Origin of the sequence: Aeromonas allosaccharophila (genome assembly GCF_016026615.1) — a bacterium.
Classification (GTDB): Bacteria; Pseudomonadota; Gammaproteobacteria; order Enterobacterales; family Aeromonadaceae; genus Aeromonas; species Aeromonas allosaccharophila.
Genome location: NZ_CP065745.1, coordinates 1,099,137 through 1,113,832 on the forward strand (window position 1 = coordinate 1,099,137; position 14,696 = coordinate 1,113,832).

At 58.0% G+C, this 14,696-nt stretch carries 14 protein-coding genes; 6 read left to right on the plus strand and 8 right to left on the minus strand.

The genetic code is table 11. From position 1 onward, the window contains the following. Window positions 1-50 precede the first annotated feature (50 nt). From I6G90_RS04840 to ccoN, 8 genes are all read right to left on the minus strand, one after another. The gene (locus I6G90_RS04840) at window positions 51-737 is read right to left on the minus strand and encodes a sulfite exporter TauE/SafE family protein (protein WP_197929989.1); all 687 of its coding nucleotides are present in this window, start codon (window positions 735-737) and stop codon (window positions 51-53) included. Then, the gene (gene ccoS, locus I6G90_RS04845; protein ID WP_042657770.1) at window positions 721-909 is read right to left on the minus strand and encodes a cbb3-type cytochrome oxidase assembly protein CcoS; all 189 of its coding nucleotides are present in this window, start codon (window positions 907-909) and stop codon (window positions 721-723) included. The genes I6G90_RS04840 and ccoS overlap by 17 nt, the downstream gene beginning before the upstream one ends. Window positions 910-1,047: 138 nt before the next feature. Next, window positions 1,048-3,432 (minus strand): heavy metal translocating P-type ATPase, encoded by a 2,385-nt coding sequence (locus I6G90_RS04850; protein WP_197929991.1) that lies wholly within the window; start codon window positions 3,430-3,432, stop codon window positions 1,048-1,050. 86 nt (window positions 3,433-3,518) lie between these two features. Beyond that, window positions 3,519-4,019, minus strand: coding sequence for a FixH family protein (locus I6G90_RS04855; RefSeq protein WP_042657772.1), 501 nt, complete (start codon window positions 4,017-4,019; stop codon window positions 3,519-3,521). 140 nt (window positions 4,020-4,159) lie between these two features. Further along, window positions 4,160-5,143, minus strand: a complete 984-nt coding sequence (gene ccoP / locus I6G90_RS04860; RefSeq protein WP_111808191.1) for a cytochrome-c oxidase, cbb3-type subunit III — start codon at window positions 5,141-5,143, stop codon at window positions 4,160-4,162. After that, entirely contained in the window at window positions 5,143-5,322 is a 180-nt protein-coding gene (locus I6G90_RS04865; RefSeq protein WP_005336620.1) for a CcoQ/FixQ family Cbb3-type cytochrome c oxidase assembly chaperone, read from the minus strand. Before I6G90_RS04865 ends, ccoP begins: the two co-directional genes overlap by 1 nt. A gap of 11 nt (window positions 5,323-5,333) precedes the next feature. Then, window positions 5,334-5,948, minus strand: a complete 615-nt coding sequence (gene ccoO / locus I6G90_RS04870) for a cytochrome-c oxidase, cbb3-type subunit II (protein ID WP_042062345.1) — start codon at window positions 5,946-5,948, stop codon at window positions 5,334-5,336. 16 nt (window positions 5,949-5,964) lie between these two features. Then, on the minus strand, window positions 5,965-7,389 hold the full coding sequence (ccoN, locus tag I6G90_RS04875) for a cytochrome-c oxidase, cbb3-type subunit I (protein ID WP_042062346.1): 1,425 nt from the start codon (window positions 7,387-7,389) through the stop codon (window positions 5,965-5,967). A gap of 281 nt (window positions 7,390-7,670) precedes the next feature. Between ccoN and I6G90_RS04880 the strand changes: the two genes are divergently transcribed. The 6 genes from I6G90_RS04880 (at window position 7,671) to I6G90_RS04905 (ending at window position 14,512) form a co-directional block, all read left to right on the plus strand. Next, window positions 7,671-8,132: a hypothetical protein gene (locus tag I6G90_RS04880; protein WP_163128553.1), complete on the plus strand. Its 462-nt coding sequence runs from the start codon at window positions 7,671-7,673 to the stop codon at window positions 8,130-8,132. A 93-nt stretch (window positions 8,133-8,225) separates the two neighbouring features. After that, entirely contained in the window at window positions 8,226-8,684 is a 459-nt protein-coding gene (locus I6G90_RS04885) for a GAF domain-containing protein (RefSeq protein WP_075113601.1), read from the plus strand. Between the two features lie 102 nt (window positions 8,685-8,786). Then, window positions 8,787-9,425, plus strand: a complete 639-nt coding sequence (proQ, locus tag I6G90_RS04890; RefSeq protein ID WP_042062349.1) for an RNA chaperone ProQ — start codon at window positions 8,787-8,789, stop codon at window positions 9,423-9,425. An 8-nt stretch (window positions 9,426-9,433) separates the two neighbouring features. Further along, on the plus strand, window positions 9,434-11,449 hold the full coding sequence (gene prc / locus I6G90_RS04895) for a carboxy terminal-processing peptidase (RefSeq protein ID WP_042062350.1): 2,016 nt from the start codon (window positions 9,434-9,436) through the stop codon (window positions 11,447-11,449). 144 nt (window positions 11,450-11,593) lie between these two features. Continuing rightward, window positions 11,594-14,218, plus strand: coding sequence for an aminopeptidase N (pepN, locus tag I6G90_RS04900; RefSeq protein ID WP_197929993.1), 2,625 nt, complete (start codon window positions 11,594-11,596; stop codon window positions 14,216-14,218). 72 nt (window positions 14,219-14,290) lie between these two features. After that, window positions 14,291-14,512 carry a DUF2835 family protein gene (locus I6G90_RS04905; protein ID WP_005351919.1) on the plus strand — a complete coding sequence of 74 codons (222 nt, stop codon included), beginning with the start codon at window positions 14,291-14,293 and terminating at the stop codon, window positions 14,510-14,512. The last annotated feature ends 184 nt before the right edge of the window (window positions 14,513-14,696 follow it).

Genomic DNA, 14,696 nt, shown 5'->3' on the forward strand with positions numbered 1-14,696 from the left:
GATTTATATCAAACAAGTTTACCATCAACTCATCCGTTTTGGATAGGGTTTCAAAAGGAAGCAATCCCAATCCACAGGGTATGCACCCCGAACAAAATGAGCAGCAGGGCACCGCCAAGGCGCAAACTGCGCAGGGTGAGCCAGTATCTCAGGCGATCGGCAAGCCCCCCCAACGCAAACAAGGTGGGCAGGGTACCGAGGCCAAAAAAGAGCATGATCAGCGCTCCGCCACTGGCCGACCCCGCTGCTGCGCTCCAGGTCAGCATGGAGTAGACCAGCCCGCAAGGCAGCCACCCCCACACCATGCCAAAGGGCAGTGCCTGCAGCGGTGAGGTGAAGGGAAGAAACTTGCCCGCCAGCGGTTTGATACGGGGCCACAGCCTGGCGCCGAGCCGCTCCAGCAGCAAGATCCCGTGCCACCAGCCCGCCAGATAAAGGCCAAGTGCAATCATCAGCAGTGCCGCCACCAGGCGTAAGCCGGCGATGGCGTGTTTGCCAGCGCCCAGCTCGCTGGTGGTCGCCAGCAGCCCGCCAGCCAAGGCGCCTGCAATGACATAGCTCAGGATCCGGCCGAGGTTGTAGTTGAGCAGATAGGCGAGCCGCCCCCAGAAGTGCTGCTTGTTGGCGGGGATCGCCATTGAGAGCGCGGCGGAGACGCCACCACACATGCCGATACAGTGGGCGGAGCCTGCCAGTCCTACCAGCAGGGCCCCGGCCAGATCAAGGTTGTGGGTCATGGTCAGCAGGCTTTGCGGGTTTGCGGGCGGGTTGCTCTTCGTCAAACAGGATGTTGGAGCCCTGCCGGTCGAGATCTTCAAACTGCTCGGAGCGAATGGCCCAGAAGAAGACGACCCCGGCGATGATCACAAACAGGATGGCGATGGGGATCAGGACAAAAATTATATTCATGAGAGGTACCTTGGCGTTCATCCTTGGCAAGTGTCCCCTATGGTAACCCTGTTCGGGCAGGGGGCCAGCCGCTATCAGTTAGAAATGTGGCCTGCATCGGAGGCAGGCCACATTTTCAGCTATTTTCCGCCACCGGCCTCATCGGTTGAGACGCATGGAGTTGGTCACCACGATGAGCGAGCTGAGCGACATGCCCGCCGCCGCCAGATAAGGGGGGAGCCAGCCGCAGGCTGCCAGCGGCAACACCAGCAGGTTGTAACCGATGGACCAGGCGAAGTTCTCAATGATGATCTTGCGGGTACGCATTGCCAGCTCTCTGGCCTCAAGCAGTCGGCTCAAGTCATCGGCCAGCAGGATGGCATCGGCGCTGTTTTTCGCCAGATCGGTGCCACCAGCCATGGCGAACGAGGCGTGAGCTCCGGCCAGTACCGGGGCGTCGTTGATGCCATCGCCCACCATGATGCTGATATCCCCCTCGGCTTCACGAGCCTTGAGATAGGCCAGCTTGCCATCGGGTGAGACCCCCTTGACCAGCTCATCTACTCCCAGCTCGCGGGCAATCTCGTCGGCCTGCAGGGAGCTGTCGCCAGTCAGCACAGTGGTTTGCAGACCGGCTGCCTTGAATGCCGCGATCAGCGCCTTGGCATCGGGGCGAAGGGTATCTTCCAGATTGAAACGGGCCAATACCTGCTGCTCGTTAGCCAGATAGATAGCCAAACCGCGGCCGTGCTCTTGCGCCGGATCCAGCCCAAGCCAGCGGGCACTGCCGAGGCGGTAGCGTACGCCATCCACCAGCGCCGTGATCCCGTGACCGATGACCGGGGTGATCTCGCGGGCGGATGGCAGCACTGTGATGCTGTCGGCGGGTAACCGGAAGGCGCGGGCAATGGGGTGCTCAGATTGCGCCTCCATGGCCCGGGCGATGGCGAGGCAGTGCGCCTCGTCAAGGTTGGCCAACGCCTGAGTCTGCGTCAGGCTGACGTTGCCTGTGGTCAGGGTGCCGGTCTTGTCCATTACGACCCGGTTGGCCTTGGTCAGTACGTCCAGCACATGACCGCGGCGCAGCAGAATGCCGTTGCGGGTCAGATTGGCGGTGGCCGAGGTCAGCGCCGTCGGAGTGGCCAGCGACAGGGCGCAAGGGCAGGTGGCAACCAGCACGGCGAGGGTGACCCAGAACGCCTGATCCGGTTGATGGAAGTGCCAGAAGGTCCAGACCGCGGCGGCAATGATCAGCAGCACCAGAATAAAGTGGCGCGACAGCTGATCCGCCATCTGGGCGATGGCCGGTTTGTCGTCGAGGGCATGATCCTGCAGCCGCATGATCTGGGCGATCCGCGACTCTTCGATGCGGTGGCTGACCCGGATCTGCAGCGGCGCATCCGTGTTGATGGTGCCAGCATAGACCTGATCGCCGGGCTGTTTGAGCAGGGGCAGCTGTTCGCCGGTCAGCATGGATTCGTTGAGGCTGGCTTGTCCTTCGACAATGATGCCGTCCGCCGGCAAGGTGGCACCGGCCAGCACCCGTACCCGATCGCCGACCTGCAAGGTTTTAGCCGCCACTTCACGTTCCCCTTCATCATCGATGCGGGTCGCCATGATGGGCACCAGCCGCGCCAGGTTGGAGCTCGATTCCGACGCCTTGCGCCGGGCCCGCAATTCGAGAAAGCGCCCCAGCAGCAAAAAGAAGACGAACATGGTGATGGAGTCGTAATAGACCTCACCGGTATTGAATACGGTGGCCCACATGGAGGCAACAAAGGCCCCGATCAGTGCCAGTGACACCGACACATCCATCGATAGGTAACCCTGTTTCAGGCTGCGCCAGGCGCCCACATAAAACGGCTGTGCCGAATAGATCATGATGGGGGTGGAGAGCAACAGGCTTATCCACTTGAAGTAGACCATGAACTCATCTTCAACGCTGATGAAGAGATCCATATAGAGGGCCACGGCGCACATCATCACCTGCATCGAACCCAGCCCCGCCAGTGCCAGCCGGAACATATAGCTGCGCACCTCTTTGGCGTAGAGCGCCTCCTGGCTGTGGGTCTGGAACGGGTAGGCGCGATAGCCTATCTGGGCGAATCCCTTGAGGATGTCACTCAGGGAGAGCTGTGCCGGATCCCACTTGATGCGGGCCCGGTGGGTGGTGGTGTTGACGTTGATGTAGCGCAGGCCGTTCAGAGTCATCAGGTGACGTTCGATAAGCCAGGCACAGGCAGCGCAGGTGAGCCCCTCGACCGTCAGCTGGATTTCACGAAGGGTGCCACTTTCGGTGACAAACTCCTGCTGGATCTCGGCCAGGTCGTAGTGGGTGAGGGCGGCCAGCTCCTCGGGCACCAGATCCCCCTTGGTGCCGGGGGCGGTGCGGTGATCGTAGTAACTGGCGAGGCCGCACTCCATGATGGTTTCTGCCACCGCCTGACAACCGGGGCAGCACATGGGGCGAACAATCCCCTTTATCTCGAGGGAATAGCCACTATTGGCGGGCACCGGCTCGCCACAGTGAAAGCACGGGGTCATGGTTTATGGCCCCCTGAATGCAGGATGCGAGCTGCGGGGGCGCTGGCGAGAACCGGCTCGCCATAATGAGAAAAGCCGTTCATGGCTTAACGTCCCTTCGGGTCGAGTTCGACAGGGGCCAGGGTGGGCAGCTGGACGGTCTCTTGCAATCGCCACTCGTGATCAAAGGCATCGACCCGAATGTGCCACTTGCCGACCAGCGGCTTGTCGAAATGGAGACGATAGGTGCCGCTCGCATCGGCGGTGATCATGTGTTCGCTGTCCTGACCGGCCAAGGTCGGGTGGAACAGCGAGAGATAGAGGGCTTGCCCGGCAGGAATATCGCCGCTGATGGGTTTGAGGGTCAGCTCGTTGCCGTCGACCTCCAGCCCAAAGCGGATATTGAGCGCTTCGGAGCGGTCAAACTTGCTCAAGTCCTGATTGATCTCTTTCCCTTGTTTGTAATAGTCCTCGGCCACCAGATTGACCCCATCCTGGCTGGCAATGATGGCGGTGGTGATGCTGCCGACAACGGCGGCAGTGGGGAGGGCGATGATAAACCAGGGCCAGAATTGGCGATACCACGGTTTGGATAGAGGTTGGGTCATGATTGCTACTGCCATGAAACGAATGATTAACGTGGAAGATGGTTTTTACGCAACACAAGATAACAAAAAGCCTCGAGGAGTCGAGGCTTTTTGCTGTGTAATCACGTGTTTATCACATGTTACAACGTTACGGGCGAACCTTATTTGGCAGACTGTTGATGAGACAGGCTGTAAACGTAGGAGGCCAGCAGGTGAACCTTGTCCTCACCCAAAATGTCTTTCCAGGCTGGCATCACGCCGTGACGACCGTGGGTGATGGTCTGCACCACCACTTCGCGGGAGCCACCGTAGAGCCAGGTGTTGTTGGTGAGATCTGGCGCACCGACGGCGATCCCGCCCTTGGCATCGGCCCCGTGGCAAGCTGCGCAGATGGCAAAGCGGGCTTCACCTTTCTTCGCTTCGACCAGATCGACCTTGCGACCGGAGAGGCTCAGCACATAGGAGGCCACTTCCTGAACGCCATCTTTGCCGAGGATTTCACCCCAGGCAGCCATGATCCCCTGACGACCGCCCATGATGGTGGTCTTGATGTTATCCGGCTGGCCGCCCCATTGCCATTCACTGTCGGTCAGGTTAGGGAAGCCGCGGCCACCACGGGCATCGGAGCCGTGGCACTGGGAACAGTTCTGCAGGAACAGACGCTGACCCACTTTCAGGGCTTCCGGATCCTTGGCGATCTCGGTGATGGCACGATAGGTTTTGCCGTCCGCTTCATAGGTGAGTTCACGGAACTTGGCGCCGTAGATCTCGTCAGCCTTGGCAACCTCGCGGTCATACTCCACCGCGCGACCTTCGGCCTTGGCCGATGCGGTCGCCGCTTTGGACTCTGCCAGCGAGCGCACATCCTGGTTGGAGCTCTGCCAGCCCAGCACACCTTTCCAGTTACCCAGACCCGGGAAGGCGACCAGGTAGACCAGACCGGTGACGATGAAGAAGAGGAACATGTAAGTCCACCACTTCGGCAGCGGGTTGTTGATCTCCTCGATGCCATCGAAGGAGTGGCCCATAGATTTACCTTCTTCAACACCCATCTTGTCCTTGCGGCACCACATCAGCAGCAAGAAGCAGCCGAGGATGGTTCCCAGACTGATGACAGTCACAAAAATGCTAAACAGAGTGCTCATTATTGTTTCGCTCCTGCGTTCTTTTTATCAGCACCGGGTTGCTCATCATCGGCAAAAACCAGGTTGGCAGCCTCGTCGAAAGAGGTCTTGCGGCGTTTGCTGTAGGCCCAGACGATGATGCCAATCATGATGGCCATCAACAGCAGGGTGTACAGACCGCGAAATGTGCCGTAATCCATCTTGAGACTCCTTATTTCAGGGCATGGCCCAGTGACTGGAGGTAAGCGATGAGTGCTTCAAGCTCGGTCTTGCCTTTGACCGCTTCCCCGGCACCCTGAATATCGGCGTCGGTATACGGCACACCGAAGTGATCGCGGAACAGCGCCAGCTTCTTGGCTGTCATCTCGCCGGTCAGCACGTTGGTGTCAAGCCAGGGGTAACCGGGCATGTTGGATTCCGGTACCACATCGCGCGGGTTGATCAGGTGAGCGTGGTGCCAGGCATCGGAGTAACGACCGCCAACACGGGCCAGATCCGGACCAGTACGCTTGGAGCCCCACAGGAAGGGGTGCTCCCAGACGCTCTCACCGGCGACCGAGTAGTGACCGTAACGCTCGGTCTCGGCACGGAACGGACGGATCATCTGGCTGTGGCAGTTGGTGCAGCCTTCGCGGATGAAGATGTCGCGCCCTTCCATCTGCAGAGCGGTGTAGGGCTTGAGGCCCTCCACCGGCTCGGTGGTCTGCTTCTGGAAGAACAGCGGGGTGATTTCAACCAGCCCCCCCAGACTGATGGCGAAGATGATGCCGACCACCAGCATGGGAACGCTTTTTTCAAATATTTCGTGACGGTTATTGTTGCTCATGGGTTGACCTCTTCAATCAGGCTGGCTGGGCGATAGGTTCCAGAGAACCTTTGGGCGCAGTGATGGTGCGATAGGCGTTGTAAGCCAGCAGCAACATGCCGGTGACGAAGAAGCAGCCTCCCAGGAAGCGCACGAAATAGAAGGGATAGGATGCCTGCAGCGCTTCAACGAAGCTGTAGGTCAGGGTGCCGTCTTCGTTGACTGCACGCCACATCAGGCCCTGCATCACGCCGGAAATCCACATGGCAACGATGTAGAGCACGGTGCCCACGGTCGCCAGCCAGAAGTGAACGTTGATCAGCTTGATGCTGTACATCCGGCCCTGGCCGAACAGGTTCGGGATCAGGTGATAGACAGCACCGATGGAGACCATGGCAACCCAGCCCAGCGCACCGGAGTGAACGTGACCAACGGTCCAGTCGGTGTAGTGGGAGAGGGCGTTGACGGTTTTGATCGCCATCATCGGGCCTTCGAAGGTCGACATGCCGTAGAAAGACAGGGAGACGATCAGGAAGCGCAGGATGGGGTCATAGCGCAGTTTGTGCCACGCACCGGAGAGGGTCATGATGCCGTTGATCATGCCGCCCCAGGAGGGCACGAACAGGATCAGGGACATCACCATGCCCAGCGACTGGGCCCAGTCAGGCAGTGCGGTGTAGTGCAGGTGGTGCGGACCGGCCCAGATATAGAGGGAGATCAGCGCCCAGAAGTGCACGATGGAGAGGCGATAGGAGTAAACCGGACGACCGGCCTGCTTGGGTACGAAGTAGTACATCATCCCCAGGAAGCCGGCGGTCAGCAAGAAGCCTACCGCGTTGTGGCCATACCACCACTGCACCATGGCGTCCATGGCGCCGGAGTACATGGAGTAGGACTTCATGCCGGAGAGCGGCACTTCCATGTTGTTAACGATGTGCAGCACCGCGACGGTGATGATGAAGGCGCCGAAGAACCAGTTCGCCACATAGATGTGGGAGGTGGTGCGCTTCATCAGGGTGCCGAAGAAGACGATGGCATAGGCGACCCATACCACTGTGATGGCGATATCAATCGGCCACTCCAGCTCGGCATACTCTTTGGCGGAGGTGTAACCCAGCGGCAGAGAGATGGCGGCAGAGAGGATGATCGCTTGCCAGCCCCAGAAGACGAAGGTTGCCAGCGGGCCACCGAACAGTCTGGTTTGACAGGTGCGCTGCACCACGTAGAACGAGGTGGCCATCAGTGCACTGACGCCGAAGGCGAAGATCACTGCGTTGGTATGGAGGGGCCGCAGACGACTGTAAGTCAGCCACGGAGTCTCGAAGTTGAGAGCAGGCCAGATCAACTGGGCTGCGATCAGTACGCCAACCGACATGCCGACAATTCCCCAGACAATCGTCATGACGGTAAACTGGCGAACAACGGTGTAGTTGTACTCAGGATGGTTAGTTGTATGGCTCATCGTTATATTCCGCTTCCGATGCTGCTGTTGTTTGGTTTTGTATCCGGAGAACCGGACTTGCTTCATCAGCCACCGCCGACCAGTTGTTAACATCTGTTAACGAAAGGAAAAGCAAAAGATGGCTAAATGAAAACTTCATGGGAATGATACTGAACTGACAGGTAAAATAACAGTATAAACAGTGATATATTTGGCTCCGTCCGGTCTCGTTATGGCGGTTTTTTACCTTGTTCGAGATCACAAAAAACTATTTTAATTGCATCTTAATCGGGCTGTTTTTGATGAAAGAGAGACTTACCGCACGTAAAGTTTTGCACCTCGCACTGGTGCTGGCGTTGTTGCTGGCGCTGATTGCCTATCGCACCTGGTTTTCGGCCGATAGCAGCGTGCCTGCTGGTCAGACAAAAGATCAGATTTGTGATCTTTCCCACACCCCTTGCAGTGCGCTGATCGGTGACAAGCCGCTCACAGTGGCCATCAAGGAATTACCGCTGCGCGCCGAACATGACTTTGCCATCGCTATTACTGGCGGCGATCCGGCCATCAAGCCGGTGAAGGCGACGCTCGAAGGCAAAGATATGTTTATGGGCACCATTCCGGTGAGCTTTGAACAAATAGACGGACAGTGGCAGGGGGTGACCCAGGTGGGGAGCTGTACGTCACCCGTCATGATCTGGTTGTTAAATATTGAGTGGAGTAATGGTCAACGCCAGCAATTGGCGCTTTCCGTTGCCCGGGAATAACGGCGCAAGAGGTGGGGAGTGGAAAAAATATTTGAAATTTCCCGGCCAGGCGTTACCTTCCCCAAACCATCAGGGAGTGAAGTTCATTTAATCATGATTGAAAAACAACCGTTTTATCGCACCCTCAACCAGCAAGCCAAGGCGCTGCTGGAGGGGGAAACCGATCTGATTGCCAATTTGGCCAACTTGTCTGCGCTGCTGAATCAGGAGCTGACGGAGATCAACTGGGTCGGTTTTTATCTGTTGCAGGGCGAGACCCTGGTATTGGGGCCGTTTCAAGGCAAACCGGCCTGCGTGCGGATCCCGGTCGGCCGCGGGGTGTGTGGTACGGCAGTGGCAGAGGGGAGAACCCAGCTCATTGACGATGTGCATCAGTTCGACGGTCACATCGCTTGCGATGGCGCGAGCAACTCGGAAATCGTGATCCCGGTGCGCCGTGGTGACGAGATCATCGGGGTGCTCGATATCGACAGTCCGATTTTTAACCGTTTCGACCAGGAAGACCGGATTGGCCTCGAAGAAACGGTGCAAATTTTGGAAAGCATGCTCTAAGTCATTGCTAGATGGTTCGCAAAAGGCCCCAAGCTCTCTATAATGGGGCCTTTGTTGTGCTCGGGACGTGCCCGTGCGTTTATATGAAAGCCAAGGTTATACATGGAAAACACTGAGAAGCTGAAGAACAGTAAAGAGATCGTTGCCTACCTGGTCGAGAAATTCCCGGCCTGCTTCGTTGCTGAAGGAGAGGCCAAGCCGCTCAAGATTGGCATCTTCCAGGATTTGGCCGAGCGTCTTGCTGACGATGCCAGAGTCTCCAAGACCATGCTGCGTTCCGCACTGCGTCAATACACCTCCAGCTGGCGCTACCTGCACGGCCTCAAAGCTGGCCAGGCTCGCGTTGATCTGGACGGCAACCCGGGCGAACTGCTGACTGAAGAGCACATCGAGCACGCCAAGCAAGCTCTGAAAGAGAGCAAAGAGCGCGTATTCGCCAGCCGTCGTACCAATACCAAAGAGAAGGATGAGAAGGCCAAGAAGCCCCGTCGTCCTGCTGTGCGCAAAACCGAGAAAGCTGATGTAGCTGCCAAGCCGAAAGCTGCCGCCAAGGCACCGGTCGCCGAAGCTCCGCTGGTTAAAGTGGATGCCGCTACGCTGAAAGTGGGCCAGGATGTGCGCGTCGTTATGGGTAAATTCCCGGTTCCGGCAACCATCAAGGAAGTAACCAAGGACGATGTACAGGTCCAACTGCAGACCGGCATGATGGTGCGGGTCAAATCAGAGCACTTGGTTCTCTAAGGAGACAAATGTTGAAGCATGGCGTAATTCGTTTTTCCCTCGTTGCCTGTAGCCTGGCGCTTGCCGGGCTTGCACAGGCCATCGAGCCGGTGCTCAAGGAGAGTGATTTGCCTGTGTTGGCTCAAGAGAGCCAACATGCTACGGCCAGCAAGCGAATTACCAATCTGTTTACCCGCTCGCACTACAAACAGTTCAAGCTGGACGATGCCTTTTCCTCCGTGATTTTCGATAAATATCTGGAGAATCTGGACTACAGCCGCAACCTGTTTTTGGCCTCTGATATCAGCCGTTTTGAAAAGTACCGTAACGGTTTTGACACCGACCTCGAAAGAGGCCGTCTGGCACCCGCCTACGAGATGTTCAACCTGAGTCAGCAGCGGCGTTATGAGCGGTTCGAATACGCCCTCAAACTGCTTGACACTCCTTTCGATTTTACCCAGACCGACAACTATGTGTTTGATCGGGAAGGGGCGGCTTGGCCCAAAGATGAAGCAGAGCTCAACGAGCTGTGGCGTCAGCGGGTCAAGTTCGATGCCCTGAGCCTCAAGCTCAGTGGTAAGGAGTGGCCCGAGATCAAGGAGCTGCTTGGCAAGCGTTACAACAACGCCATCAAGCGGATGTCCCAGACCGAGAGCGAGGATGTCTTCCAGCTCTTCATGAACTCCTTCGCTCGCGCCATCGAACCGCACACCAGTTACCTCTCACCGCGCAGTGCCGATCGTTTCAACACCGAGATGAACCTCTCGCTGGAGGGGATCGGTGCCGTGTTGCAGGCGGAAGATGACTTTACCGTCATCCGTTCTCTGGTGCCCGGTGGCCCGGCAGCCAAATCCAACCACCTCAAACCCGATGACAAGATCACCGGGGTGGGGCAGGAAGATGGCAAGATTGTCGATGTGATTGGCTGGCGTCTGGATGACGTGGTCGAGCTCATCAAGGGGCCCAAGGGGAGCAAGGTCAAGCTGGAGATCCAGCGCGGCAAGGGCGCAACCGCCAAGACCGAGCAGATCGAGCTGACCCGTGACAAGGTGCGCCTTGAAGACCGGGCTGCCAAGTCCAAGGTGATTAACGCCGAAGGCAAGAAGATTGGTGTCATCGAGATCCCGAGTTTCTACGTCAATCTGCACGACGACGTGATCAAGGAGCTCTCCAGCCTGAACAAGCAAAAGATCGATGGTCTGATCATCGATCTGCGCGGTAACGGCGGTGGCGCCCTGACCGAGGCCTCTGCCTTGAGCGGTCTCTTCTTTGCCAGCGGTCCCGTGGTGCAAATTCGTGATCACATGGGCCGTATCACGGTCAATGGCGATGACGATGGCAACGTTTACTACGGCGGCCCCATGTCGGTGATGATCGACCGCTACAGCGCTTCGGCCTCCGAGATCTTCGCTGCCGCCATGCAGGATTATGGCCGCGCCCTGATCCTGGGTGAAAACTCGTTCGGCAAGGGGACGGTGCAGCAGCATCGCAGCCTCGCCAAGGTCTATGACTTCTACGAGCAGCCGCTGGGTCACGTGCAGTACACCATCGCCAAGTTCTACCGGATCGACGGTGGCAGCACCCAGAACAAGGGCGTTGCGCCGGATATCAGCTTCCCGACACCGGTTGCCCCGGAAGAGACGGGCGAGAGCCGTGAGTTCAATGCGTTGCCGTGGGACAAGATTGCCTCCGCCAACTACGAGAAACTCGGCAACTTCGCCAGCCTGCTGCCCAAGTTGCAGTCGGCTCACGATGCCCGGATCGCCAAGGATCCCGAGTTTGCCTATGTGATGCAGGACATCGCCGACTACAAGGAGGAGAAAGACAAGAAGTCGGTCTCCCTCAACGAGGCGGAGCGTGTTGCAGAGCAGGCGAAACAGGATGAGAAAGCGCTCAAACGTACCAACGAGCGTCTGGCACGTCTTGGCAAGCCAGCGGTGAAGAGTCTGGATGAACTGCCTGCGGATTTTGAAGCGCCCGATGAGTATCTCATCGAAGCGGCCAATATCACGGCGGATCTGGCCAAGGTCAGCAAACGCAGCTGACAAGGCGACCCATCATGCACAAGGGCGACTGCGGTCGCCCTTTCTTTTTGTCTGGCGTATCTGACGTAATGCAAATTGTTTGACCCCGCCAGTTGGTTGTGACAGCCTCTTTCTCGCCTTTAACAAGCGTGGAAGCAGACAATAATGACCGATCACTCCCAGGCCATGACGGCCAAATATCGCCAGGATTATCAGGCACCGCTCTACTGGATCGACACCATCGACCTCGATTTCCAACTGCAGGAGCCGCTGACCCTGGTCACCGCCATCACCCGCATTCGCCGCAACGGTGAGCACAATGCGCCGCTGGTACTCGATGGCGAGCAGCTGACCCTCAAGAGCGTTGCCATCGATGGCATTCCCTGTGACCACTACGAGCAAGGCGAGAGCAGCCTGACCCTGTTCAACCTGCCTGCCGAATGTGTACTGACCATCGTCACCCTGCTGGATCCGGCCGCCAACACCGCGCTGGAAGGGCTTTACAAGTCTGGCGATGCCTACTGCACCCAGTGTGAAGCGGAGGGCTTTCGCCGCATTACCTATTATCTGGACCGCCCCGACATTCTGGCGCGTTACAGCACCCGCATTACCGCCGACAAAGCCCAGTTCCCCTTCCTGCTCTCCAACGGCAACAAGGTCGACAGCGGTGATCTCGATGGCGGCCGTCACTTCGTACAGTGGCAGGATCCTTTCCCCAAACCCAGCTACCTGTTTGCGCTGGTGGCCGGTGATTTCGATGTGGAGCGCAGCCACTACACCACCAAAAGCGGCCGCAAAGTGGCCCTCGAGATCTTCGTCGACAAGGGCAACCTGGATCGCGCTGGTTTTGCCATGGAGAGCCTCATCAACTCCATGCGCTGGGACGAGCAGCGTTTCGGCCTCGAATATGATCTCGACATCTACATGATCGTCGCGGTGGACTTCTTCAACATGGGCGCCATGGAGAACAAGGGGCTCAACATCTTCAACTCCAAATTCGTGCTGGCCAATCCGGCTACTGCCACCGACAGCGATTACCACGGTATCGAACGGGTGATCGGTCACGAATATTTCCACAACTGGACAGGCAACCGTGTCACCTGCCGCGACTGGTTCCAGCTCAGCCTGAAAGAGGGGCTGACGGTATTCCGGGATCAGGAGTTCTCCTCCGATCTGGGCTCCCGTGGCGTCAACCGCATCAACAACGTGCGTACCGTGCGCGGCCCGCAGTTTGCCGAAGACGCAGGCCCCATGGCGCACCCGATCCGCCCGGATGTGGTGATCGAGATGAACAACTTCTACACCCTGACCGTCTACGAGAAGGGGTCGGAAGTGATCCGCATGATGCACACCCTGCTGGGTGAAGCTGCCTTCCAGGCCGGTATGCGCCTCTACTTCGAGCGTCACGACGGCTCGGCCGCCACTTGCGATGACTTCGTGCAGGCGATGGAGGATGCTTCCGGTGTCGATCTCGGCCGTTTCCGCCGCTGGTACAGCCAATCCGGCACCCCCGAGCTGACTGTCACCGACGAGTATGATGCCGCGAGCGGTACCTATCGCCTCCATGTAAGCCAGCACACCCCGCCGACTCAGGATCAACCGCAGAAGCTGCCGCTGCATATTCCCCTCGATATCGAGCTTTATGACGAGCAGGGTGCCGTCATTGCGTTGCAGTATCAGGGCAAGGCCATCGGCAACGTGCTCGATGTGCTGGAAGCGGAGCAGACCTTCGAATTCGATCAGGTGCCGGTCAAACCGGTTCCCTCCCTGCTGCGGGACTTCTCCGCGCCGGTCAAGCTGCACTATGACTACAGCGATGAAGCGCTCGCCTTCCTGATGCGCTTTGCTCGCAACGAGTTTGCTCGCTGGGATGCGGCCCAGATGCTGATCAACAAGGCGGTCATCGAAGGGGTGGCGCGGGTCCAGCACGGGCAGGGGGTTGAGCTCTCCCAAACCCTGCTGGCCGCCTTTGTCGCCATTTTGGACGACAGCGAGCTGGATTTGGCCCTCAAGGCGGAGATCCTGGTGCTGCCCGGTGAAGCAACCCTGGCCGAGCTGTTCGAGGTGGCCGATATCGATGCCATCCATCAGGTGCGCGACGCGATCCACACCCGTCTTGCCGAGGCCTTTGGCGCGCGCTTGGCGGCTACCTATCAGAGCCTGCGTCTGAGCGGCTATCAGGTGGTGCACGCCGACATGGCCAAGCGGGCTCTCAAAGGGGTGGTGCTCGGCTATCTGGCTGCGCTGGATGCGGAGCATGCCGATGCGCTGGTGCGCGAGCAGTATGCAACGGCCGACAACATGACCGACACCCTGGCGGCGCTGCAGGTGGCCAACGGCTATCTGTTGCCATGCCGCACCGCGCTGCTGGCCGATTTCGAGGGCAAGTGGGCCAAGGATGGACTGGTGCTGGACAACTGGCTGCGGCTGATTGGCAGCAAACCGGCTGCCGATGTGCTGAGTGAAGTGAAACAGGCGATGAGTCACCCGACCTTCAGCATTCGCAACCCGAACCGGCTGCGGGCGCTGATCGGCAGCTTCGCCATGAGCAATCAGGTGCAGTTCCATGCAGTGGATGGCAGCGGTTACCGCTTCCTGACCGATCTGCTGATCGAGCTCAACGAGGTCAATCCGCAGGTGGCCTCCCGCCTCATCACTCCGCTCATTCAGTTCAAGCGACTGGATGACGCGCGCAAGGCCCTTATCCGCGCCGAGCTGACCCGTCTGGCCAACCTTGAGGGGCTGGCACGGGATCTGTTCGAGAAGGTAAGCAAGGCGCTGCAGCAGTAAGTAGCGACGGGGCAGGGGCGTTTAACGCGCCTGCCCCCAATTATGTGATTTGCCGTGTGATCAGGAGCAAGCGTGAAGCAGTTTACTTTTCGGCTCTCATTGAATAGCGATGAGGTGATGCTGATGTATCAGGGCCATGCCAGACGGCTGGTGGTGCGCAGCGAACAGGGATTGACCCTGGAACTTGGCATAGAAAAAATACGGCCCTTTGTCGCCATTAATGGTGTGCATGGCTACTTTCGGCTGAAAACCCAGGATGATTACCGCTTTATCAGTCTCGAACGCATAAATTAACAAAAAGTGAACAGATTACCGACTGTTTATCTGCTTTGAGTCACTATCTATCCGGTAAACTGGCACAAAGGTAGTGGGAATTTCTGTATTTTTGGTTATTTGCAAAATTTCTAACAGTTTAAGCCGTGATCTGCACCTTGTTTTTAACATCCCGTTAGCACCTTTCCTCGCCTTCCCTTATCCA

What these genes read in the sequence shown, in the direction of transcription:
- I6G90_RS04840 (WP_197929989.1), bottom strand. Translation starts at nt 737, where the DNA reads ATGACCCACAACCTTGATCTGGCCGGGGCCCTGCTGGTAGGACTGGCA.
- ccoS (WP_042657770.1), bottom strand. Translation starts at nt 909, where the DNA reads ATGAATATAATTTTTGTCCTGATCCCCATCGCCATCCTGTTTGTGATC.
- I6G90_RS04850 (WP_197929991.1), bottom strand. Translation starts at nt 3,432, where the DNA reads ATGACCCCGTGCTTTCACTGTGGCGAGCCGGTGCCCGCCAATAGTGGC.
- I6G90_RS04855 (WP_042657772.1), bottom strand. Translation starts at nt 4,019, where the DNA reads ATGACCCAACCTCTATCCAAACCGTGGTATCGCCAATTCTGGCCCTGG.
- ccoP (WP_111808191.1), bottom strand. Translation starts at nt 5,143, where the DNA reads ATGAGCACTCTGTTTAGCATTTTTGTGACTGTCATCAGTCTGGGAACC.
- I6G90_RS04865 (WP_005336620.1), bottom strand. Translation starts at nt 5,322, where the DNA reads ATGGATTACGGCACATTTCGCGGTCTGTACACCCTGCTGTTGATGGCC.
- ccoO (WP_042062345.1), bottom strand. Translation starts at nt 5,948, where the DNA reads ATGAGCAACAATAACCGTCACGAAATATTTGAAAAAAGCGTTCCCATG.
- ccoN (WP_042062346.1), bottom strand. Translation starts at nt 7,389, where the DNA reads ATGAGCCATACAACTAACCATCCTGAGTACAACTACACCGTTGTTCGC.
- I6G90_RS04880 (WP_163128553.1), top strand. Translation starts at nt 7,671, where the DNA reads ATGAAAGAGAGACTTACCGCACGTAAAGTTTTGCACCTCGCACTGGTG.
- I6G90_RS04885 (WP_075113601.1), top strand. Translation starts at nt 8,226, where the DNA reads ATGATTGAAAAACAACCGTTTTATCGCACCCTCAACCAGCAAGCCAAG.
- proQ (WP_042062349.1), top strand. Translation starts at nt 8,787, where the DNA reads ATGGAAAACACTGAGAAGCTGAAGAACAGTAAAGAGATCGTTGCCTAC.
- prc (WP_042062350.1), top strand. Translation starts at nt 9,434, where the DNA reads ATGTTGAAGCATGGCGTAATTCGTTTTTCCCTCGTTGCCTGTAGCCTG.
- pepN (WP_197929993.1), top strand. Translation starts at nt 11,594, where the DNA reads ATGACCGATCACTCCCAGGCCATGACGGCCAAATATCGCCAGGATTAT.